The organism is Glutamicibacter sp. V16R2B1, from assembly GCF_005774635.1.
Lineage (GTDB): Bacteria > Actinomycetota > Actinomycetes > Actinomycetales > Micrococcaceae > Glutamicibacter > Glutamicibacter creatinolyticus.
Map to the genome: position 1 here is coordinate 321,585 of NZ_VATX01000005.1, position 20,460 is coordinate 342,044.

Below are 20,460 nucleotides of genomic sequence, written 5' to 3' on the forward strand. Positions count from 1 at the left end.
AGCCGTGTGGGAGCCAGGAGTTCATCCTGGCTCCCACACTCATTTAAGTCTGCTGTCGTCCTGAAACGAGCGCAGGCTCCGGCGGTTTTTCGCGCAACAGACCAACGCCGATCAGACGCGCCGGAATCCTCGCCAACTGTGGAATTCTGCGCAGCACCCATCCTATGGCGCTTGGCAGTTCGACCTCGGAGTCACTGTCCAGGATCTGTACCAGGCCCCGGTGCAGAATACGCTGAACCGACTGCACCACCATCGTCGGCAGTTCTCGTCGGCGCTGAACTGCAGCCACGTCGCGATCGGTAATCCGGCCCGTTGCCAGCGGAACAGCAAGCCGCCGTGCGGCGCATACCGCATCCTGCACTGCCAAGTTCACCCCCACGCCTCCAACCGGACTCATCGCATGAGCTGAATCCCCGATGCACAATAATCCGCGCCTCCACCATTTATTGGCCCGGTTCAGCAGCACCTCCAACAGCTTCAGATCTTCAAGTTCCAGGTCCTGGACTGCGGATTCCAGGTCTGGAACGGCCGCAGTGACCTGACGACGGAACTCCTCAATGCCTTGACGCCGCAGCTTGGTGTCATCCCCCTTTTTGAGCAGCATCGCCGTTTGGACATAGTTTCCCCGGGGTATGAGCACGAAGACGCGATTGGGTGAGAACACTGGCAACAGCGTGTTGCTGGCCTGCATTGACCCCTTGATGCGGAACCACCAGACATCGACCGGTACTCGATATTCCCTTAAAGACAGTCCCGCTTGACGGCGCACGATAGACCAGCGTCCATCCGCGGCGATCGTGAGCAGCGCCCTGAGCTGCCCCTCCCCGGTCTCGCTGCGGTACTGGACTCCGACAACTTGGCCGGATTCAATCACCACGTCGGTCACTTCGCAATTCATACGCAGCTCGAAGTTCTCCTCCTGCTCCCCCGCACGGGCCAACAGGCTCAAAAAATCCCACTGCGGCGCCATGGCGATAAATGGGTAGGGATGCTTCAGCCCGGCAAGGTCAACCACCCTGACGTCGTGCCCCCGGCGATCCGGGATGCTGGCACCAAGGACCTTCGAATAGGGAATCTTCTCGAATTCGCCCATCAGACCCAGCTGATCCAGAAGTTCCAGGGTCGAGGGATGAATCGTGTCCCCCCGGAAGTCGCGCAGGAAATCACCGTGCTTCTCCAAAACGACGACCTTCACTCCGCAACGCGCCAGCAGGAGTCCGGCAACCATTCCCGCCGGACCGCCACCGACAATGATGCAGTCGGGATTTTCTGCCATAACCACTCCCTCGCCTCGCAGCCTGTTTCAACTCTCGCACCGAAAAGTGGCTCGCGGAAGCCCGGAAAGGTGCTTCCCTCCAGGGGAAGGTCAGCTCAGGGTCTGGCTGAAATGGCGGGGAATGTTAACCAGCAGCACTACCGCGACCAGGCCCAGCAACACGAGCCCCAGGCCGCCGAAACCGAGCCACACGAGGATGGGGCCTGCGACCAGTCCCCCGGCCGCACCGCTGAGGTTCATCAGCAAATCCGAGGTGCCCTGCAGCTGCGGGCGATGGGCAATGTCAACCGCCCCGCTTACCATGGCCGCGCCGGCCACGGTGGAAGCGCTCCATCCCAGGCCCAGGCAGACCAAAGCCGCGGTGATCAGCGCATAGCTCTCCATGCCGAACCACACCAGGATGCTCGCGGTAATGAAAAGCAGTTGGCCGGCATACACGACGGGGCGTGCGCCGACCCGGTCGGTCAACCAGCCGAAGACTGGGGAGAGCGCGTACATTCCGGCAACGTGGGCTGAAATGGTGACTCCTATCAGGGTCAGCGTTGAGCCGTGGTGCTGCAGGTGGATCGGGGTCATCGACATCAACGCAACCATGTGGGCATGGCTCATCGCGACCGTGATGACTGCTCCCCGGGCGGCCAGGGAGGTGCGCAGAATGGAGAACCCACTGGTTCGCGATACCGCTCCGGTTCCGGGGTTCCCCTCCCGGTGCTGGGCCACGAGCATCGGGTCGGGGCGCAGGCCAAACCAGTAGATCCCCAATCCCACCCCTTGGGCCACCATGGCGATGAGGAAGCCGCCGGTGAACTGCGGCAGATTCAGGGCCCGGGAGATCACTTCGCCCGGCTCAAACAAGTTCGGCCCGGTAACGGCACCAATCGTCGTCGCCCAGACAACCAGGGAGAGATCCCGTCCCCGAGTCCTGTCACTGGACAGGTCGGTGGCGGCGAACCGGGATTGCAGGTTGAGGGCGCTTCCGGTTCCCAGCACTCCCATCCCCAGTAACACCACCGGCCACCAGGCAAGAAGCGTTCCGGCCAGGATGGTCAGCACTCCCACGATGGCGATCAGTGCCCCGGTGGCCAATGAAACCCTGCGTCCCCGACGCTGGGCAAGAATGGCCAGGGGTATGGCCATCACAGCAGCCCCGATGGTGTTCATGGTTGCTGCCATGCCCGCCAGGGCGTCGGTTCCGGCAACGTCCACGATCAGCAGGGAACCGAGAGTCAGGGTGGCTCCGGCACCCAGACCGCCCAAGACCTGCCCCAGCGCGAGGACCGAGATTGAGCGGCGGCGCACAGCCTGAACCTGCTGTTCGGTCCATGTGATGCTCATAAGCCTCATTTCAGCACTGATGGTTCGGGGCCGATAGTAATACCTGTCATGATCCTAGCGGCCCCGGCGCCACCAGGAACACCGCTGTCGTTGTTGCGGGCGCATCGGTCGCGGTTGAAGCAGCCGTCCATGGACCTGTCCGGCTACACGGTGGCAGATCAGCCTGGGGGCCGTGCTATTGGCGGGCCCATTAAGCTGGGTTCGTCCTCCGCCCCTTTGAAAGCCAATGGCGTCGGTACACGCAAGGCCCGAAACCTCCCGATATTTTCGGGGGCCTCGGGCCCTGTTGCCGGTGCAGCTAGCCGCTGATCAGCTGGCTCGTTGTCTGGCTCCTAGAAGTCCCAGTCCTCATCCTCGGTGTTGACGGCCTTGCCGATCACATAGGAGGAACCGGAGCCGGAGAAGAAGTCGTGGTTCTCATCGGCGTTCGGGCTCAGTGCCGAGAGGATTGCCGGAGATACGCCGGTGACGGTGGCCGGGAACATGGCCTCGTAGCCCAGGTTCATCAGCGCCTTGTTCGCGTTGTAGTGCAGGAACTTCTTCACGTCCTCACTCAGACCGACCGGGTCGTAGAGGTCGTGGGTGTACTGCACTTCGTTTTCGTAGAGTTCGAAGAGCAGGTCGAAGGTGTAGTCCTTCAGTTCCTGGCGGCGCTGCTCGGTCTGCTGTTCCAAGCCCTTCTGGTACTTGTAGCCAATGTAGTAGCCGTGCACGGCTTCATCGCGGATGATGAGTCGGATCAAGTCCGCGGTGTTCGTCAGCTTTGCACGAGATGACCAGTGCATCGGCAGGTAGAAGCCCGAGTAGAACAGGAAGGACTCCAGCAGGGTCGAAGCGACCTTGCGCTTGAGCGGGTCATCACCGTGGTAGTAGCTCTCGATGATCCGCGCCTTCTTCTGCAGGTTCTGGTTCTCCGTGGACCAGCGGAAGGCCTCGTCAATTTCCTTGGTCGAAGCCAGGGTGGAGAAGATCGAGGAGTAGCTCTTGGCGTGCACCGACTCCATGAAGGCGATGTTGGTGTACACCGCTTCCTCGTGCGGGGTCAGCGCATCGGGAATCAGTGAGACCGCGCCGACGGTTCCCTGCAGGGTGTCCAGCAGGGTGAGCCCGGTGAACACCCGCATGGTCAGCAGTTTTTCGTCTTCGTTGAGGGTGGCCCAGGACTGGATGTCGTTGGACAGCGGCACCTTCTCGGGCAACCAGAAGTTGTTGACCAGCCGGTTCCAGACTTCAACGTCCTTCTCGTCCTGGATGCGGTTCCAGTTAATGGCTTCGACCTTGTTGGTGAGCTGAATCTTCTCGGTCATGGTTCCTCGTTGAAGAGTCGTGGTTTGGTGGTTTAAGTCTACCGCCGCAGGCGGATTCCGGTCTGGCTGGAGGGGGCACCTGTGGGTTCTCCGGTACTGTCTGGAAGCAAACGAGGCATCTGAAAACATTGCGGTCTTCAGATGCCTCGTTTGTTGCGCCCCTCGCGTTGCGAGTCGGGCCAGCTCAGGTTAGAGCATGCACGAGACGCAGTTGTCGACCTCGGTGCCTTCCAGGGCCAGCTGGCGCAGGCGGATGTAGTACAGGGTCTTGATGCCCTTGCGCCATGCGTAGATCTGGGCCTTGTTGATGTCGCGGGTGGTGATCGTGTCCTTGAAGAACAGGGTCAGCGACAGGCCCTGGTCCACGTGCTGGGTGGCAGCGGCGTAGGTGTCGATGATCTTCTCGTAGCCGATCTCATACGCGTCCTGGTAGTACTCCAAGTTCTCGTTGTTCATGAACGGCGCCGGGTAGTAGACGCGGCCGATCTTGCCTTCCTTGCGGATCTCGATCTTCGAGGCCACCGGATGGATGGAGGAAGTCGAGTTGTTGATGTAGGAGATCGATCCGGTCGGCGGGATCGCCTGCAGGTTCTGGTTGTAGATGCCGTGCTCCATGATGGAGGCCTTCAGCTTCTTCCAGTCTTCCTGGGTAGGGATCTGGATGTCGGCGAACAGCTCACGAACACGCTCGGTAGCCGGCTCCCACACCTGGTCGGTGTACTTGTCGAAGAACTCTCCCGAGGCGTACTTCGAGTTCTCGAAGCCGTCGAAGGTCTCGCCGCGCTCGATCGCGATTTTGTTCGAGGCGCTCAGGGCGTGGAACACCACGGTGTAGAAGTAGATGTTGGTGAAGTCCAAGCCTTCTTCGGAACCGTAGTGCACGTGCTCACGGGCCAGGTAGCCGTGCAGGTTCATCTGTCCCAGGCCGATGGCGTGAGAACGCGAGTTGCCGTCGGCAATGGAGGGAACCGAGTTGATGTCGGACATGTCCGAGACCGCGGTCAGCGCACGGATGGCGATGTCCACCGAGCCGGCCAAGTCCTTGCCGTCCATGGCCTTGGCGATGTTCATCGAGCCCAGGTTGCAGGAGATGTCCTTGCCGACACGGGCGTAGCTCAGGTCATCGTTGTATTCCGACGGCGAGGAGACCTGCAGGATTTCCGAGCACAGGTTGGACATGGTAATCCGTCCGGCGATCGGGTTGGCCCGGTTCACGGTGTCTTCGAACATCAGGTACGGGTACCCGGATTCGAACTGGATCTCGGCGATGGTGGTGAAGAAGTCGCGGGCGTTGATCTTCGTCTTCTTGATGCGCGAGTCATCAATCATCTCGTAGTACTTCTCGGTCACCGAGATTTCGCTGAACGGCACCCCGTAGACGCGCTGCACGTCGTAGGGGCTGAACAGGTACATGTCCTCGTTCTTGCGTGCCAGCTCAAAGGTGATGTCCGGAACGACCACGCCGAGCGAGAGGGTCTTGATGCGGATCTTCTCGTCCGCGTTCTCGCGCTTGGTGTCCAGGAAGCGCAGGATGTCCGGGTGGTGCGCGTTCAGGTAGACGGCACCGGCACCCTGGCGGGCACCGAGCTGGTTGGCGTAGGAGAAGGAGTCTTCCAGCAGCTTCATGACTGGAATGACGCCGGAGGACTGGTTCTCGATCTGCTTGATCGGGGCCCCGTACTCACGCAGGTTGGTCAGCGCCAGGGCGACACCGCCGCCGCGCTTGGACAGCTGCAGCGAAGAGTTCACCGCGCGGGCGATGGACTCCATGTTGTCTTCAATGCGCAGCAGGAAGCAGGAGACCAGTTCGCCGCGTTGCGCCTTGCCGGCGTTCAGGAAGGTGGGGGTTGCCGGCTGGAAACGGCCGGAGATGATCTCATCGACCAGCTTTTCGGCCAGCTGCTCATCCCCGCGGGCCAGATGCAGGGCCACCATGCACACGCGGTCTTCGTAGCGTTCCAGGTAACGCTTGCCGTCAAAGGTCTTCAGCGTGTAGGAGGTGTAGAACTTGAAAGCGCCCAGGAAGGTCTGGAAGCGGAACTTGTGGTTGTAGGCGCGCTTGTAGAGACCGCGGATGAAGTTCATCGAATACTGGTCGAGGGTTTCCCGCTCGTAGTAATCGTTCTTCACCAGGTATTCGAGCTTCTCATCCAGGTCGTGGAAGAACACGGTGTTGTTGTTGACGTGGTCCAGGAAGTACTGGCGCGCCGCGTAACGGTCGACCTCGAACTGGATCTTGCCATCGGGACCGTAGAGGTTCAGCATGGCGTTCAGGTCGTTGTAGCTCAGTCCCTGCAGGTTCGCAGGAAGCTCCTTGGCATCCTTCATCAGGTCCGCTTCTGAGACTTTAGTGTCCAAAAGGTATCAAGCCCTTCTTTGACTTTGTGGACGTCTTCCGATGTCCCCATCAATTCAAATGTGTATAGAACCGGCACCTGGCATTTGGCTGCGACGCGTTTAGCCGCCAGACAATATGTGGTGCCGAAGTTGGTGTTGCCCGAGCCGATGACTCCCTGAAGAAGCCGGCGGTTCTGTTCATTCCTCAAGAAATTCAGAATTTGCGGTAGAACTGCCCGTTTTCCGTTCTCTCCCCCATAAGTGGGAATCACCAGAACGTAGGGCTTGGTGGCAATGAGTTCTGGTTCGCGCGCAAACAAGGGGATGCGCGCCGAACCGATATTCAGTTTTTGAACAAACCGGTGCGTGTACTCCGACGCAGAAGAGAAGTAAATCAACTTCTGGTCGGTGTACTGCACGGCGTGGCTAGCCTCATCCAACTGCTGATTCTCGGCCAGCGCTGATGGTGGCAAGTCGATCGCCTCCGCTTACTAGTTGAGACGAGTAAAACCCGTGGTTGTTTCGAGTGGCTGAGCCTAGTTTGCCTGGGCCAGAGTCTCGATCTTGTCCGGGCGGAAGCCGGACCAGTGGTCGTTGTCGGTGATGACGACAGGGGCCTGCATGTAGCCCAGGTTGCGCACACGCTCCAGCGCCGCGGCGTCCTGGGAGATGTCGACCTTGTTGTACACGATGCCCTTCTTATCCAGGGCTCGATAAGTGGCGTTGCACTGCACGCAGGATGGCTTGGTGTATACCGTGACGGTCATGTCCCTGTTCCCCTTTGGAAAGTCCCTTTTTGGCTCTGCGACACCCTTCAAGGGTTCGTCACGCGGCCGCCTCTCAAATGCCCCGAAACCGTGTTATCGAGGTGTTTCCGGCGCCTAACGCGCCATCGGGTTCAATGCTACATCTTGTGTTGGCCCGTGCAAGCAGCCACAACATGATGTATTACAAGTATGTCATTCGGCCATTGTCAAGTCCACACGTCTTGTGGATAAGAGGCCCGGTTTAAACCGCGATTTCTCGGGGTCGGCCCCATCTTGTCCACAGCCGGTGGACGGCTCGATGTGCGTTAAAAATTCTTTGTGTGAGCCTCCTTTCGGCGTGTTGGGCGAGCCTGCGGCGGACACACTATCTAGTGCCGGGCGACGGCTGCCGGACCTATCCCTAGTGTCATCCCCGGCACCGACGTTTAGGCTTCGATATCGCCGAATGTGGGAAACTATTCCGCATCCGTTTTCGCCGCCGCAGACCGCCCGCCACCGACTGATCGGAGCCAACCTCCCTTGCCTGACACAGACTGATACCAGTGCACGAGAGTGTGCGGGCATGCGGAAGGCCGCGGGGCTCGAGACAAGTGTCCCCAGCCCGCGCGACCGCTAGAACAGCGGATGGTTACCGGAGAGCGCGCTCGAGGTTCCCAGCACCGCCTGTTCCACTGCCGGCAGCAGCTCGCTGCCGCGCAGCAGTTCACCGATCATCAACCCGGCGAAGCAGTCTCCCGCGCCCTTGGCGGTGCTGGTGACCCTGGCGGTGTCCACCTGCTCGAAATGCTCCTCGTCCAGGGCGATCAGGCACCCGATGAGGGACGGATCATCGGTGGGCGCGGAGGTGAGCACCACGTAGCGGCAGCCGGCCTCCATCAAGTCCAGGCAGGCGTTCGCCGCGTCCTGCTCGTCGTAGATCGGCTCCCCGCTGAACAGCGCCAGCTCAAAGCGGTTCGGGGTGCTCAGCCAGGCGATCGGCAGCAGGTGTTCCCGGTAGCCGTCGGCAACGTCCTGGTGGGTGTAGAGCCCCACATCGTCATCACCCATGGCCGGGTCCAGGATCAGCTTCAGCTGCGGGTAGAGCTCACGGGCCCGGAGATACCAGGCGGCGATGATCTCGGCCTGCCGGGCCTCACCCAGGTAGCCGACGAACACGTACTGGGTGTCATCGAGCACCTGGCGGGCCAGCAGGTCGTCAAGGAACCCGGTCAGCCAGGTCTCGGGCACCGGGCCCCCGGCCAGGCTCGGGTAGTGCGGCAGGTTGCTGAGCACCACGGTGGGCACCTGCACGCAGCGGTGCCCGGCCGCCTCGATCATCCGGGCCACGGTGTTGTTTCCCACCGCGCCGTAGGCCAGCTGGGATCCGATCACCACGGCCTTGACCGGGCGCCGGTCCAGTTCCAGCCCGCTCACTGCGCGGGCCGGTCCGGATAGTGGCGGGCGCCGAAGATTCCCTGGCCCACGCGCACCACGGTGGCGCCTTCGGCGATGGCCAGCTCGAAGTCCCCGCTCATGCCCATGGACAGCTGTGTGAAGCGTTCCGGGTTGGGCGCGGCATCGCGCACCGACTCGGCGCACTCGCGCAGCCGCCGGAAACTGGCCCGCACCATCGCCTGGTCGGTGGAGTGGGCCGCCATCGTCATCAGACCGCGCAGTTCCAGGCGGTCCAGGGGCTTTAGCGCGGCGGCCAGTTCGGCGGCCTCGTCGGCCTGGATCCCGGATTTGGTGTCCTCGCCGGACGTGTTGACCTGGATGTAGACCTCCAGGGTCCGCTCGGCGGCCTCCAATTGGCGCTGCAGGGTCTCGGCCAGGCGCAGCGAGTCCAGGGCGTGGAACTCGTGGGCGAAACGGGCCACGAACTTGGCCTTGTTGCGCTGCAGGGGCCCGATGATGGCGTAGCGCAGGTGGGTCAGGTCCGCCAGCTCCTCGCTCTTGGCCAGGGCCTCCTGCACCTTGTTCTCCCCCAGCGTGTCAACGCCGGCGGCAATGGCCAGGCGCAACCGCTGGGAGGGGATGGTCTTGGTTACCGGCAGCAGCCGTACGTCCTTCGGGTTCCGGCCGGCCGCGGTGGCCGCCGCGGCGATGCGCTGGTGAACCGCCTGCAGGTTGTGGGTGAAATCCTCGATGGTCGCGGCGTGCGCCGCAGCTGGTTGCGATGTCATGAAAGCGTACAGGCCTCTTCTTCAACGTAGTCGATCTGAACGTCCGCAAAACGTGGTGCCCCGGCGGGCACGGTCCTGCTTAAGCATAGGCTCCTACGGGCGTGGGCTTCACATTTGACGCAGCAGCTCACCGATGTCCGGGCGGGTGTCGATGATGCTGCGGATCGGGCCCAACACGGCGGCGACACTGGCCCGCCGGGTGAGCGCGTCGCGCACGGCGGCCCAGGCGGCGCTGCGCCGGAACATCAGCCGGGCCAGCCGGCGCGAGTTGTCCTGGGCGGCCAGCACGCGGGGCTTTGCGGCCTTCAGGTAGCCCGCGAGCAGCTGCGGCAGCGGGTAGCGGCCGTGTTCGGCCAGGGCGCCGGCCAGCAGCCAGGCCGAATCCAGGGCCATCCCGGCCCCGATCCCGGCGGTGGGCAGGAAGCCGGCGGCCGCGTCCCCGAGCAGCACCACCGGCCCGCTGACCCACCGGCTGGCCCGCACATCCTCCAGGTTCCAGTAGTAGGGGCGCTGCTGGGACATCAGCGTGTCCCCGACGGTGCGAAATTCCTGCGGGATGGCCCCGGTGTCGCGGTAGACGGTGTCCAGGAAGCCGGCCGGCCCGGCCTGGCACAGGGTGCTGGGCCCGCCCAGGAAGAAGCCGGTGGCGCCGGGAACCGGGTAGGCGCCCATGAAGTAGCCGTTGCCCCACAGTTCACTGCCGGTGGCTGGCGATTCGGGTTCAGCTGCCCCGCCGGGTTCAACGCTGCGCCGGCTTTCGGATTCCTCCCACACCACCCAGCCGCCCCAGCCGGTGTTCAGCCGTTGGGTGGGTACCCGCAGCAGGGTTCGGGTGGAGGAGTTCATGCCTTCGGCAACGATCACCAGGTCAAAGCGCTGGGTCCATTGCCGTTCGGGGTTCTGCAGCGTCACCGAGGCCTGCTCCCCCTGGGCTTGCAGGTCGGTGAGGATCGTGTTGTAGGAGGCCGGGACCGCCGCGGAGCGCAGCAGCTGCAGCAGCCCGGCGCGGCCGATGCCGCGGTAGCTGCCGGCGGCGCCCATTAGCTCGCCCAGCCGGTCCTCGCGCAGCAGTGCGCCGTGCCGGTCGTAGAGCCGGTAGTTGGCCAGCTCGATGCTGTGCCGCCGGTAGGCTTGGCTGAGCCCCAGGGCGTGGAAGAGGTCCTCGGCCAGCGGGAAGAGGGCGAGCATGTATCCGGCCGGGGCGTGGGCGCCGGCGCGTTCAATCAGGGTGACCCGGTGCCCGCTGCGCTGCAGCAGCCCGGCCACGGCGCTGCCGGCGATTCCCGCGCCGCAGACCAGCACGTCCAGTGGCGTGCTGGTCTGCGGCAGCTGGTGCTCGGTCATGGCGGTGCCGGTTGGGGCTACCGGGGATTGGTGCGGGTCATCGGCGGTGTCCTAGAACATTCGGCGCCAGTTCGTCTTGGCCAGATCCAGCAGTTCGTCGCCGCGACCGGACATCACGGTCTTGATGGCGAACAGGGCGAAGCCCTTGGCCTGTTCGAACTTGATGGTCGGCGGCATGCTCAGCTCCTGGCGGTCGGTGAGCACATCGAGCACCACGGGCCCGTCGTGGGCCAGCATCTGCTCGACCGCGTCGGGCAGGTCCGCCGAGTCGGTGACCCGGATGCCCTTGATGCCCATGGCCTCGGCCACGGCGGCGAAGTCCGGGTTCTCCAGCGTGGTGCCGTAGGTCAGGTAGCCGGCGGCCTTCATCTCCAGCTCCACGAAGTTCAGCGAGGAGTTGTTGAACACCACGGTCTTCACGTTCAGCCCGTTCTGCTTCACGGTCAAAAGCTCGCCGAGCAGCATCGTCAGCCCGCCGTCACCGGCCAGCGCGATGGACTGGCGATTGCGGTCCACGGCCTGCGCGCCGATGGCGTGCGAGAGCGCGTTGGCCATCGACCCGTGGTTGAAGGAGCCCAGCAGCCGGCGCTTGCCGTTCATGCTCAGGTAGCGCGCCGCCCACACGGTCGGTGAGCCGACGTCCGCGGTGAACACCGCGTCCTCGCTGGCGGCCTGGTCGACCAGGCGGGCCAGGTACTGCGGATGGATCGCGTCCCCGCGCTTGGAGGGGGTGGCCAGCTCGTCCAGCTTTTCGCGGGTCTTGGCGAAGTGCTTGGTCGACTCGTCCAGGTGCTTGCGGTGCTTGGAGCGCGGCAGCACCTCGGACAGGGCCCGGGCGGTGTCCTTCACGGTGCCCACCAGCGGGATGTCCACCTTGGTGCGCCGCCCGATTTGTTCACCGCGCAGGTCCACCTGGATGGTGGTGGCCTCCTCGGGCAGGAACTGCTGGTACGGGAAGTCGGTGCCCAGCATCAGCAGCACGTCGCAGTCCTCGATGGCGCGGTAGCCCGAGGCGAAGCCGATCAGCCCGGTCAGACCCACGTCGAACGGGTTGTCGTAGGAGATGTGGTCCTTGCCGCGCAGCGCGTGCACCACCGGGGCGGCGAGCTTGTCGGCCAGCTCCATCACCTCGGCGTGGGCTCCGGCGCTGCCGGCACCGGCCAGGATGGTGACCTTCTTGGAGCCGCCAAGCACCTGGGCGGCACGTTCGATTTCCGCCTCGCTGGGCAGCACCCGCGGTTCGGTCTTGGCGATCTTGCGCGGGGTGATGCGCGGCATGTCCTGCAGGGCCACGTCCCCGGCGATCACCAGGACCGCCACCCCGCGCTTTTCAATGGCCTCGCGCATCGCGATGTTCATGATGCGCGGCATCTGCGAGGCGTCGGAGACCTGCTCGACGTACACCGAGCATTCGCGGAACACGTCGGTGGGGTGGGTTTCCTGGAAGTAGTTGGAGCCGATTTCCTCGGTGGGGATGTGGGCGGCGATGGCCAGTACCGGCACGCGGGAGCGGTTGGCGTCGTACAGCCCGTTGATCAGGTGCAGGTTGCCCGGCCCGCAGGAGCCGACGCAGACGGCCAGCTCCCCGGTGATCTCGGCTTCGGCGGCGGCGGCGAACGCGGCGGCCTCCTCATGACGGGTGTGCACCCATTCGATGCGCCCGTTTTCCCGCAACGCGTCGGTCAGGCCGTTGAGCGAATCGCCGGGGATCCCGTACATCCGCTTCACGCCCTGGACTTCGAGCTGGCTAATGATGTTCTGCGCGACCGTAGGCATAGTGCCTCCTCATTTTCGCCGGCGGACGATTTCCACCGTTTGCCTCACTGCTGAGCCTACGACGCATGGCGCCCAGGTGCCATGTTTGGCCACAAATCTCACATCCCCGTGTGCATAAGGCCGCATGTCACCGGTGGAACCCCCGGGTCTGATCGGGGGTGGCGGCTAGCCGGCGAAGCCGGGCCAGTAGTGGCTGTCGGGCAGGGCGCGGGCCCCGAAGATCGCCTGGCCGACCCGCACCACGCTCGCGCCCTCGGCAATGGCCAGTTCAAAGTCCCCGCTCATCCCCATGGACAGTTCATCCAGGCCCACCGCGTCTGGGGCCTGCTGGCGCAGCCGCTCACGCAGTTCACGCAGGCGCACGAAGCAGGCGCGCACCCGTTCGGTGTCGCTGGAGAAGATCGCCAGGGTCATCAGCCCGCGCACCCGCAGCCGGTCAAAGGCCGGCAGCTGGGTGAGGAAAGGCGCGGTGTCCTCGGGCGCCAGTCCAAACTTGGATTCCTCGGCGGACGTGTTCACCTGGACGAACACATCCAGCGTCCGGTCCTCCAGTTCCAGCCGCCGCTGCAGGGCGGTGGCCTGGCGCAGGTTGTCCAGCGCCTGGAATTCGTGGGCGAAGCGGGCCACGTACTTGGCCTTGTTGGTTTGCAGGTGCCCGATGACCGAGAACTTCAGGTTCGGGATGTCGGCCAGGTTCTCCGCCTTGCGCGCGGCCTCCTGCACCTTGTTTTCCCCCAGGTAGTCCATGCCGGCGTCGATCGCGATGCGCAGGCGTTCCTCCGGCACGGTCTTGGACACCGGCAGCAGGCGCACCGAGCCCGGCTCGCGTCCGGCGGCGCGTTCGGCTTCGGCGATGCGTTCGCGCACCGAGGCCAGGTTGTGCTGGAAGTCCTGCAGGGTCTGCGCGTGCGCGGCGGCGCTGGAACCTGGCTGGGGTGCTGTCATGATGCGTGCTTCCTTCCCACGATGCTGGCCACGGTGCGGGCCCGGCGGACCCGCCCACTGCCCTTCAGTCTAGGCACTCCCGGCGAAGAACCGGTTCCCCAAGGTCGCGGGGCTAAGCTGTGGGAAGAACCGGAGGACCCTGCCGGCACACCCCAGGCCGTGAGATGGAGGAAGCCTTGTGCCCCAAAGACCCGCAGACCATCGATGTGCGCCAGATCCCCAAGCCGCAGCGCCACGCCCGGATTTTCGAGCTTTTCGCCCGGTTGCAGACCGGCGAACAGCTGGTGCTGCTGGCCGATCATGAACCGCAGAACCTGCGCCGCGAGTTCGAGCGGGACCAGCCCGGCGCCTTTGACTGGCAGGCCCGGGCCCTGGACCCCGGACAGTGGCGGGTGCTGCTCACCCGCCTGGCCGCCACACCGCTGCCCCGGGTGCTGGCCAGCACCACCGAGCTGGCCATGGCGCCCCAGGGCAGCGGGGCGATCTGGAAGCTGGAGCCCGAACAACGGGATCTGGATGCGAACATCATCGCGCTGGGCCCCGGGGAGCAGATCGGCGAACACCAGGGCCCGGACCTGGACGTGCTGATCCACGTGTTTTCCGGCTCCGGGGTGCTGTACACCGAAACCGGCAGCGTGCCGCTGGCGGTGGGCGACGTGCTCTACCTGCCCGCCCGGTCGCGGCGCCGCTTCGTGGCCGCGGATGCGGGACTACGCTACTTCTCGGTGCACCAGCGCAAGAAGACCCTGGGCCTGATGCCCGCCCTGCGCCCTTCGACGTAGCGGCGCCCCGGCGGGCGGAGCGGACTACTGGCCCGGATCCCACTGCCCGGTCTGCAAAAAGTGCTCCAGCACCGCGGTGTGGTGTCCGGGCTGCAGGTCATTGGCCTGCAGCCACGCGTCATCGTAGTAGGTGTTCTGGTAGCGCTCGCCCCTGTCGCAGATCAGCGTCACCACGCTGCCCTGCTCGCCGTTGCGCAGCATCCGGGCGATCACCTCGAAGGCGGCGTACAGGTTCGTGCCGGTGGAGGCCCCGGCCCAGTGCCGGGTCTTGGCCCGCAACAGGCGCATGGCGGCGATGGACCCGGCGTCGGGAACCTGCAGCATCTGGTCGATCACCCCGGGCACGAAGGACGGTTCGACCACCGGGCGCCCGATGCCCTCAATGCGTGAGCCAATGCCGGTGGCGTAGTTCATGTCCCGGCGCCGCCAGCCCTCATAGAAGGCCGAGTTCTCCGGGTCGGCGACGGCGACCTTCGTGGCGTGGCGCCGATAGCGCACATAGCGCCCGAAGGTGGCGCTGGTGCCGCCGGTGCCGGCGCTGATCACGATCCAGGAGGGAATCGGGTGGCGTTCGGCGGACATCTGGGAGAACACCGATTCGGCGATGTTGTTGTTGCCCCGCCAGTCGGTGGCCCGTTCGGCGTAGGAGAACTGGTCCAGGTAGTACCCGTTGCTATCCGCGGCCAGCTCACGGGCCGACTGGTAGACGGCCGCCGGTCCATCCACGAAGTGGCAGTGCCCGCCGTAGAACTCAATCAGCTCCACCTTTTCACTGCTGGTTCCGTGCGGCACCACGGCTATGAACGGCAGCCCCAGCATGCGGGCGAAGTAAGCCTCGGAGACCGCGGTGGACCCGCTGGAGGCCTCCACCAGGGTGGTGTCCTTCCCGATGTGGCCGTTGACCAAGCCGTAGAGGATCAGCGAACGGGCCAGGCGGTGCTTCAACGAACCCGTGGGGTGCACCGATTCGTCCTTCAGGTACAGGTCGATGCCCCACTGGGCGGGCAGCGGGAAGACGTGCAGGTGGGTGTCGGCGCTGCGGTTGGCGTCGGCGTCAAGCAGCGCAATGGCTTCGCGGACCCAGTGGGCGCCCTCGGAGAGTTCTTCGTTCACCTGATCAACACTAGCCGTTTGCCGCCAATCCGTCAGCGGCACGCCGTGTTTCGGCCCCGCGCCCACGCTGCGGTGGTATGTTGTGACAACCAGCTGCTCACTAGGCAGGATCTATTGAGGACAGGAACGTCTTGAGCACCAGCACCCCACAGGTTTCCACGACCCTGGCCCTGTGCTGCGCAGCGCTGGTTTTCGCCGGTGCCCTCTGGGCGCTGCTGGCCCACGGGCTGGCCTTTGCCACCCAGCTCGGCCCGCACGGCGTCGGCGTGCTCTATGCCCAGCATGGCGCCCCTGCCGCGTCGGCGGACTGGATCTGGGTTCCGCTGCTGCTGGGGCTCGGGCTGTATGCCCTGTACCAGTGCCGGGAGCCTCAGCGCCAGGCCCTGCTGCACTACCGGATCCGCTTCCTGGTCGCCGCAGCGGCCCTGCTGGCCGGGTTGTGGCTGCAGCTGCTGGATGCGCGGCAGTTCGGCGCGGCGCTGGCGATCGGGCTGCTGCTGCTGGCCGATCTGTTCCTGGTCCTGCGCCGGATCAGCCGCAAGGTGCTCTACACCTCGGCGGATCGGTGGATTACCCGGGCCACGATGGGACTGTTCTTCGGCACGACGCTGGTGATGGTCCTGACGAATTTCACCGCCTGGGTTCCCACGCTCGGTGTCGAGGCCCTGGCCCGGCCAGTGCATGCGGCCACCGCGTTGCTGGTACTACTCACCTGCCTGGCGGTCAGCGCGATGACGTTCTTTAACCCCATGGGGATCTATGTGAACCTCGGCGCCGCCTGGATGGCCCTATGGATTGCCGTGGCCGCCTATGACGGTCCTCGGGCCTCCGCCCCGGTCGCGATCTGCGCCACCATCGGCACCGCGCTGCTGCTGATTTGCCTGCTCAGCAGCGTGCGCATCCGGGTTCGTCAGCTCACCGGCGACTGAGCTTTCGCGCCTGCCGATCTGGCCCATGGCACACGGGCCTTGGTCTTCCCCCGGTGTTCGCCCACAGCGGGATTACTGGGAGTTTTCCATAATGAACCGGTGTTGCCTTGAGTCGGAACAACGCGCTGGCTAGGGTGTAATCAGTAGCTTTCGTGGTGTCCCCATCATGGAAGCGCTGGGGAATCCAAAGGAAAGAGGGAACGTATGTCCAAGACCAAGAAGAGCTTCAAAGAAGTCGAGAAGTCGCTGAAGAAGCTCGCCAAGAACGCGAAGACTGAAATCCCCCAGGAACTGAAGGAAAGCTGGAGCAAGGCCATTGCCGGTGTTGATGCTGGGGCCATCAGCGACGCAGGCGCCAATCTGGTCAGCAACGTGACCGGGAACTCCAAGGCTGCCAAGCGCACCCGCAGCTCCGTCGAGGATGCCGTGAACCGCGCGCAGAAGGCCTTGAACACCCAGAAGAAGGGCTCCAAGGGACGCAAGTTCCTGATGTTCCTTGTTGTGGCCGGTGTAGCCGTCGCCGCCGCCGTGGCCGCCAACAAGAAGACCGCCACCAGCTAATTCCCACGCCCAGTTTTGGCTCACGCCCCGGAACGCTCGTCGTTCCGGGGCGTTCGCGTCTACCCTCCGGGCCGGCGACGCAAAGTGTCCCGGGTCCCTACTTTCTTTCCGTACTTCCGATGTGCCGCCTGTCGGCTGATGCCCAAAACCGTCGCGATCCCTGCCCAGCTCATCCCCGCGGTGCGGGCGCTGCGAACCGCGGCGGCCTCACGACGGGCCAGCTCCTTTTTCTGGGCCACGATGTCACCCAGTTCCCGGATGGGGTCCCGTCCGTCATCCTGGCGCAGATCCGTTTTCATTTCCCTGTACCCTTCGACCAAGTTGTCAATTAAAGGTGGCACAGTTTGCCACGGCGGTCAATGGATGTTGACAACCGTACCCGATGGGCCCGAAGCGCCGACAATCAACTGGCGTTGGCACCGCTGGCAATGGCCGCATGAACGAAGGACGCCGACGCGTCGATAGGATGGAGCGGTGGCACACATCGACGTATCCGACATCCAGTACTTCCTTTCCGACGGCACACAACTCCTTGGCGGGGTCAGCTTCAAGGTCACCGAAGGTTCCAAAACGGCCCTGATCGGCCCCAACGGCACCGGCAAGACGACGCTGTTCAAGATCATCGCCGGAGACCTCAAAGCCGATGACGGCGCGGTCAGCCGTTCCGGAAGCCTGGGCATCATGCGTCAGTTCATCGGCCAAGTCCGCGACGAAAGCACCGTGCGGGATCTGCTGCTTTCCACCGCCACACCGCAACTGTCGGCCATTGCCGAGCGGGTCGCCACCCTGGAAGCCAAAATGCTGGAGTCGGACGACGAAAAAGTCCACATGAAGTACGCCGAGGTGATCATCGAATGGGGTGACGCCGGCGGATATGAGCTGGAAACCGCCTGGGACAAGGTCTGCATGGCCGCCCTGGGGGTGGAATTCGAGGCGGCGGCAGGACGTCTGGCCTCCACGCTCTCCGGCGGTGAGCAAAAGCGTCTGGTCCTGGAGGCGTTGTTTGCCGGACCCGATGACCTGTTGCTGCTTGATGAACCGGACAACTATCTGGATGTCCCGGGGAAACAGTGGTTGGAGCAGCGGCTGAACGAATCGGCGAAGACGGTGCTGTTCATCAGTCACGACCGGGAGCTGCTGGATAACGCCGCCACTCGGATCGCCACCCTCGAACCCGGGCACAGCGGCGCCACGGCGTGGGTGCATGGCGGCTCCTTCGGCAGTTATGTCGAGGCCCGCCGCGAACGCAACGAACGCTTCGAAGAGCTGCGCAAGCGCTGGGACGAGGAGCATGCCAAGCTCAAGGAGCTGGTGAACATGTACAAGACGAAGGCCGCGTTCCGTTCGGACATGGCCAACCGCTATCACGCGGCACAAACCCGGCTGGAAAAATTCCTGCAGGACGGTCCCCCGCAGGCGATTCCGCTGGAACAAAACGTACAGATGCGCCTCAAGGGCGGGCGGACCGCCAAGCGTGCCGTGGTGGCCGAGCGGCTGGAACTCACGGGCCTGATGAAACCCTTCAGCAACGAGATCTGGTTTGGCGACCGGGTGGCCGTTCTGGGATCCAATGGGTCGGGCAAATCCCACTTCCTGCGGTTGCTCGCCTCCGGTGGCACTGATCCAGAACGCGAACACCTCCCGGTCTCGGACGTCGAGATCGCTCCGGTCAACCATGCGGGCACGGTGAAACTTGGGGCACGAATCCGCCCTGGCTACTTCGCCCAGACGCACACGCGCCCGGATCTGTTCGGCCGCACGCTGCTGGAGATCCTGCATCGCGGCGACGAGCACCGCAGCGGGCTGCCCCGCGAAGCCGCAGCCGCCGCCCTTGACGGCTACGGCCTGGCCGGGCAGTCGGAGCAAAAGTTCGAATCCCTCTCCGGTGGGCAGCAGGCACGCTTCCAGATTCTGCTGCTGCAGTTATCCGGTGCCACCCTGTTGCTGCTCGATGAGCCCACCGACAACCTGGACCTGCATTCGGGGGAAGCACTGGAACGCGCCATCAACGCCTTCGAGGGCACGGTGGTGGCCGTAACCCACGACCGCTGGTTTGCCAGGTCCTTCGATCGGTTCTGGGTGTTCGGTGCCGACGGACGGATCTACGAGTCCGACACCCCGGTATGGGATGAGCAGCGAGTGCAACGCCAACGCTGAGCCGGCGCTTTCTGTCACGTTGAGGGTGACAGGGGTGATTTGTAGGGTGAATATTCCGCTGACCAAGGTTTTCTCCACAATTTGAGGAACACTTAGAAGTGAGTGGTACACATGGGGGAGCCATTTGTTCGCAAATGACTCAAGTACCGGACGTTAGCCACAACTCGCTCGGGTCGACGTCATGCTGGGTCCAGCCGCACCGTGCGTGCTGGACCCTAGCCATTCTGCCCGCCTGCCGGAACCGGGAAGTCTCCCTTTCTTCACAGATCGGTCAAGAACGGCATCTAGAATTCGTCGATCACAATCTTCTTCATCCCCATGAGTTTTTCGAACGCACCGGGCCGCTGCATCAGCTCCCCCATGTTCTGCGGGACAATCTGCCAGCTGACACCGAACATGTCGGTCAACCAGCCGCATTGCTCAGCCTCAGGCACGGCCGAGAGCGCCTCCCAGAGCGCGTCGATTTCAGACTGGTCACGGCAGGCAACTTCCAGGGAAACACCGGGCGTGAAGGTAAAAGCCATCTCCACTCCGGAATCCATGGCCGAGAACGTCTGACCCTTGAGAGTGAAGTCGCTGTACATCACCGACTCTGTGCTGACCGGCGGATTGGCCTCGGGATAGTGGAAGCGCTGACCCGGCTTGCTGTCGCTGAAAGTGGCCACGTAGAAGTCCGCGGCTTCGGTGGCCTGGTTCTGCGCCGGTCCGCAGAACATGAGGCACGGAGTCAAGAACTGGGGCACCGTCTCCCCCTGGTCCACCAGGGTCAACTGCCAGCTAACCCCGTAGCGGTCCTCCACCCACCCGTACCGGGGACTGAACTCATACTCGTTCAGCTCCATCATGACCTGTCCGCCCTCGCTCAGCCGCTGCCATGCCTGGTCCAGCGCGGTCTGGGTTTGTCCCGGATCTCCCCCGAAGAACGCCGGGTGGAAGTTGGCGGTGAAGGAGATGGCGGGATTGGGCCGAAAGTTGTCATCGGCGTTCACCAGGGTAATCTTTGTGCCGTTGACATCAACGGCGACCGTCAGCGGTTCCCCTGCCAACGGTTGCTGGAAGTCCAGCAGGCCCTGGGTCGGGTACCGCGACTCAACCTCACTGGTGGTGCGCGGTAAAATCCCTGCGTAGAAATCCCCGACTTCCTGCGCATTGCCGTTGCACCAAATATTTGGAACGATATGGGCCATTGCTGCCTCCCGGCCTTCCCGACCACAGGCCTGTTGAACAAACGCCAGCCCTCCTGGCGCCATCGGGCCGCGGGCTGCAAGGCCCGGACCTGCGCAGTCCTTAGCCTACCGAGAACGCCGAAAGGCCGGTACCCTCTGAGGGAATCGCCGCCCACTGAGCCGGGACAGCCAGGGATCAGCCTCTGCCGTCCGGTCGGGGTTGGCTCTGAGCGGCGGTGCGGCCGGTAAAGCCATCCATGGATCGGTAGATTCCCAGCGGCCCTCCGGCCAGCCGGTCCCACAGCGAAGTGGGCAGCAGCCCACGCAGCACTTGGCCCAGCTTGCTAGTTGTTCTTCCCATGGACGTTGTGTACGCGGTCGATGGGTGATTTGCCGCCGATGCCGGTATGGGGTCTGTGATGATTGTACTCATGGAGCCAGGCCGGGTAAGCGGCGGCGCGCTCGGCTTCTGAGCCGTAGTGCCGGGCGTAGGCCCATTCGAA

General features: G+C 64.0%; 19 protein-coding genes. 4 read left to right on the plus strand and 15 right to left on the minus strand.

The annotated features are described in order from the left end of the window. Positions 1-43: 43 nt before the first annotated feature. The 11 genes from FDN03_RS03780 to FDN03_RS03830 form a co-directional block, all read right to left on the minus strand. Entirely contained in the window at positions 44-1,276 is a 1,233-nt protein-coding gene (locus FDN03_RS03780; protein ID WP_138174203.1) for an FAD-dependent oxidoreductase, read from the minus strand. Positions 1,277-1,366: 90 nt separating this feature from the next. Then, positions 1,367-2,611 carry an MFS transporter gene (locus tag FDN03_RS03785; protein WP_249354265.1) on the minus strand — a complete coding sequence of 415 codons (1,245 nt, stop codon included), beginning with the start codon at positions 2,609-2,611 and terminating at the stop codon, positions 1,367-1,369. Positions 2,612-2,943: 332 nt separating this feature from the next. Continuing rightward, positions 2,944-3,918: a class 1b ribonucleoside-diphosphate reductase subunit beta gene (gene nrdF, locus FDN03_RS03790; RefSeq protein ID WP_138174207.1), complete on the minus strand. Its 975-nt coding sequence runs from the start codon at positions 3,916-3,918 to the stop codon at positions 2,944-2,946. 189 nt (positions 3,919-4,107) lie between these two features. Continuing rightward, positions 4,108-6,246: a class 1b ribonucleoside-diphosphate reductase subunit alpha gene (gene nrdE, locus FDN03_RS03795; protein WP_138174209.1), complete on the minus strand. Its 2,139-nt coding sequence runs from the start codon at positions 6,244-6,246 to the stop codon at positions 4,108-4,110. Then, positions 6,246-6,695, minus strand: a complete 450-nt coding sequence (gene nrdI / locus FDN03_RS03800) for a class Ib ribonucleoside-diphosphate reductase assembly flavoprotein NrdI (RefSeq protein ID WP_246049467.1) — start codon at positions 6,693-6,695, stop codon at positions 6,246-6,248. The genes nrdE and nrdI overlap by 1 nt, the downstream gene beginning before the upstream one ends. A gap of 96 nt (positions 6,696-6,791) precedes the next feature. Continuing rightward, positions 6,792-7,022, minus strand: a complete 231-nt coding sequence (gene nrdH / locus FDN03_RS03805; RefSeq protein WP_054820723.1) for a glutaredoxin-like protein NrdH — start codon at positions 7,020-7,022, stop codon at positions 6,792-6,794. Positions 7,023-7,634: 612 nt separating this feature from the next. After that, complete coding sequence (locus FDN03_RS03810) at positions 7,635-8,435, minus strand: PfkB family carbohydrate kinase (RefSeq protein WP_138174211.1); 801 nt, start codon at positions 8,433-8,435, stop codon at positions 7,635-7,637. Further along, the gene (locus FDN03_RS03815; protein ID WP_138174213.1) at positions 8,432-9,184 is read right to left on the minus strand and encodes a YggS family pyridoxal phosphate-dependent enzyme; all 753 of its coding nucleotides are present in this window, start codon (positions 9,182-9,184) and stop codon (positions 8,432-8,434) included. Before FDN03_RS03815 ends, FDN03_RS03810 begins: the two co-directional genes overlap by 4 nt. A 108-nt stretch (positions 9,185-9,292) precedes the next feature. Continuing rightward, the gene (locus tag FDN03_RS03820; protein WP_138174215.1) at positions 9,293-10,528 is read right to left on the minus strand and encodes an NAD(P)/FAD-dependent oxidoreductase; all 1,236 of its coding nucleotides are present in this window, start codon (positions 10,526-10,528) and stop codon (positions 9,293-9,295) included. Between the two features lie 51 nt (positions 10,529-10,579). After that, positions 10,580-12,304 carry a ubiquinone-dependent pyruvate dehydrogenase gene (poxB, locus tag FDN03_RS03825; RefSeq protein ID WP_138174217.1) on the minus strand — a complete coding sequence of 575 codons (1,725 nt, stop codon included), beginning with the start codon at positions 12,302-12,304 and terminating at the stop codon, positions 10,580-10,582. Between the two features lie 165 nt (positions 12,305-12,469). Further along, on the minus strand, positions 12,470-13,249 hold the full coding sequence (locus FDN03_RS03830; protein WP_138174219.1) for a YggS family pyridoxal phosphate-dependent enzyme: 780 nt from the start codon (positions 13,247-13,249) through the stop codon (positions 12,470-12,472). A gap of 176 nt (positions 13,250-13,425) precedes the next feature. On the opposite strand from FDN03_RS03830, the gene FDN03_RS03835 reads away from it, so the two are divergent. Further along, positions 13,426-14,031, plus strand: a complete 606-nt coding sequence (locus FDN03_RS03835; RefSeq protein WP_249354267.1) for a DUF2249 domain-containing protein — start codon at positions 13,426-13,428, stop codon at positions 14,029-14,031. 24 nt (positions 14,032-14,055) lie between these two features. Here the strand turns inward: FDN03_RS03835 and FDN03_RS03840 are convergent, their stop codons facing one another. Further along, positions 14,056-15,144 (minus strand): PLP-dependent cysteine synthase family protein, encoded by a 1,089-nt coding sequence (locus tag FDN03_RS03840; protein WP_138174223.1) that lies wholly within the window; start codon positions 15,142-15,144, stop codon positions 14,056-14,058. Between the two features lie 131 nt (positions 15,145-15,275). Here FDN03_RS03840 and FDN03_RS03845 point away from each other — a divergent pair, with 131 nt between their 5' ends. Together FDN03_RS03845 and FDN03_RS03850 are read left to right on the plus strand one after the other, a co-directional pair. After that, entirely contained in the window at positions 15,276-16,073 is a 798-nt protein-coding gene (locus FDN03_RS03845) for a hypothetical protein (RefSeq protein ID WP_138174225.1), read from the plus strand. A gap of 204 nt (positions 16,074-16,277) precedes the next feature. After that, complete coding sequence (locus FDN03_RS03850; RefSeq protein ID WP_054820735.1) at positions 16,278-16,634, plus strand: hypothetical protein; 357 nt, start codon at positions 16,278-16,280, stop codon at positions 16,632-16,634. Positions 16,635-16,693: 59 nt separating this feature from the next. Here the strand turns inward: FDN03_RS03850 and FDN03_RS03855 are convergent, their stop codons facing one another. After that, positions 16,694-16,933 (minus strand): AsnC family protein, encoded by a 240-nt coding sequence (locus FDN03_RS03855; RefSeq protein WP_138174227.1) that lies wholly within the window; start codon positions 16,931-16,933, stop codon positions 16,694-16,696. Positions 16,934-17,108: 175 nt separating this feature from the next. Here FDN03_RS03855 and FDN03_RS03860 point away from each other — a divergent pair, with 175 nt between their 5' ends. Next, positions 17,109-18,791 carry an ATP-binding cassette domain-containing protein gene (locus tag FDN03_RS03860; RefSeq protein ID WP_138174229.1) on the plus strand — a complete coding sequence of 561 codons (1,683 nt, stop codon included), beginning with the start codon at positions 17,109-17,111 and terminating at the stop codon, positions 18,789-18,791. A gap of 284 nt (positions 18,792-19,075) precedes the next feature. Here FDN03_RS03860 and FDN03_RS03865 read toward each other — a convergent pair whose 3' ends face one another. Together FDN03_RS03865 and FDN03_RS03870 are read right to left on the minus strand one after the other, a co-directional pair. Further along, the gene (locus tag FDN03_RS03865; protein WP_138174231.1) at positions 19,076-19,978 is read right to left on the minus strand and encodes a VOC family protein; all 903 of its coding nucleotides are present in this window, start codon (positions 19,976-19,978) and stop codon (positions 19,076-19,078) included. Between the two features lie 323 nt (positions 19,979-20,301). Continuing rightward, the coding region (locus FDN03_RS03870; RefSeq protein ID WP_138174233.1) for an integrase core domain-containing protein at positions 20,302-20,460 on the minus strand (159 nt) is incomplete at its 5' end.

Bases quoted from the DNA above. Each gene is read 5' to 3' on its own strand.
- FDN03_RS03780 (WP_138174203.1), bottom strand. From the start codon at position 1,276: ATGGCAGAAAATCCCGACTGCATCATTGTCGGTGGCGGTCCGGCGGGA.
- FDN03_RS03785 (WP_249354265.1), bottom strand. From the start codon at position 2,611: ATGAGCATCACATGGACCGAACAGCAGGTTCAGGCTGTGCGCCGCCGC.
- nrdF (WP_138174207.1), bottom strand. From the start codon at position 3,918: ATGACCGAGAAGATTCAGCTCACCAACAAGGTCGAAGCCATTAACTGG.
- nrdE (WP_138174209.1), bottom strand. From the start codon at position 6,246: ATGAAGGATGCCAAGGAGCTTCCTGCGAACCTGCAGGGACTGAGCTAC.
- nrdH (WP_054820723.1), bottom strand. From the start codon at position 7,022: ATGACCGTCACGGTATACACCAAGCCATCCTGCGTGCAGTGCAACGCC.
- FDN03_RS03815 (WP_138174213.1), bottom strand. From the start codon at position 9,184: ATGACATCGCAACCAGCTGCGGCGCACGCCGCGACCATCGAGGATTTC.
- FDN03_RS03820 (WP_138174215.1), bottom strand. From the start codon at position 10,528: ATGACCGAGCACCAGCTGCCGCAGACCAGCACGCCACTGGACGTGCTG.
- poxB (WP_138174217.1), bottom strand. From the start codon at position 12,304: ATGCCTACGGTCGCGCAGAACATCATTAGCCAGCTCGAAGTCCAGGGC.
- FDN03_RS03830 (WP_138174219.1), bottom strand. From the start codon at position 13,249: ATGACAGCACCCCAGCCAGGTTCCAGCGCCGCCGCGCACGCGCAGACC.
- FDN03_RS03850 (WP_054820735.1), top strand. From the start codon at position 16,278: ATGTCCAAGACCAAGAAGAGCTTCAAAGAAGTCGAGAAGTCGCTGAAG.
- FDN03_RS03855 (WP_138174227.1), bottom strand. From the start codon at position 16,933: ATGAAAACGGATCTGCGCCAGGATGACGGACGGGACCCCATCCGGGAA.
- FDN03_RS03865 (WP_138174231.1), bottom strand. From the start codon at position 19,978: ATGGCCCATATCGTTCCAAATATTTGGTGCAACGGCAATGCGCAGGAA.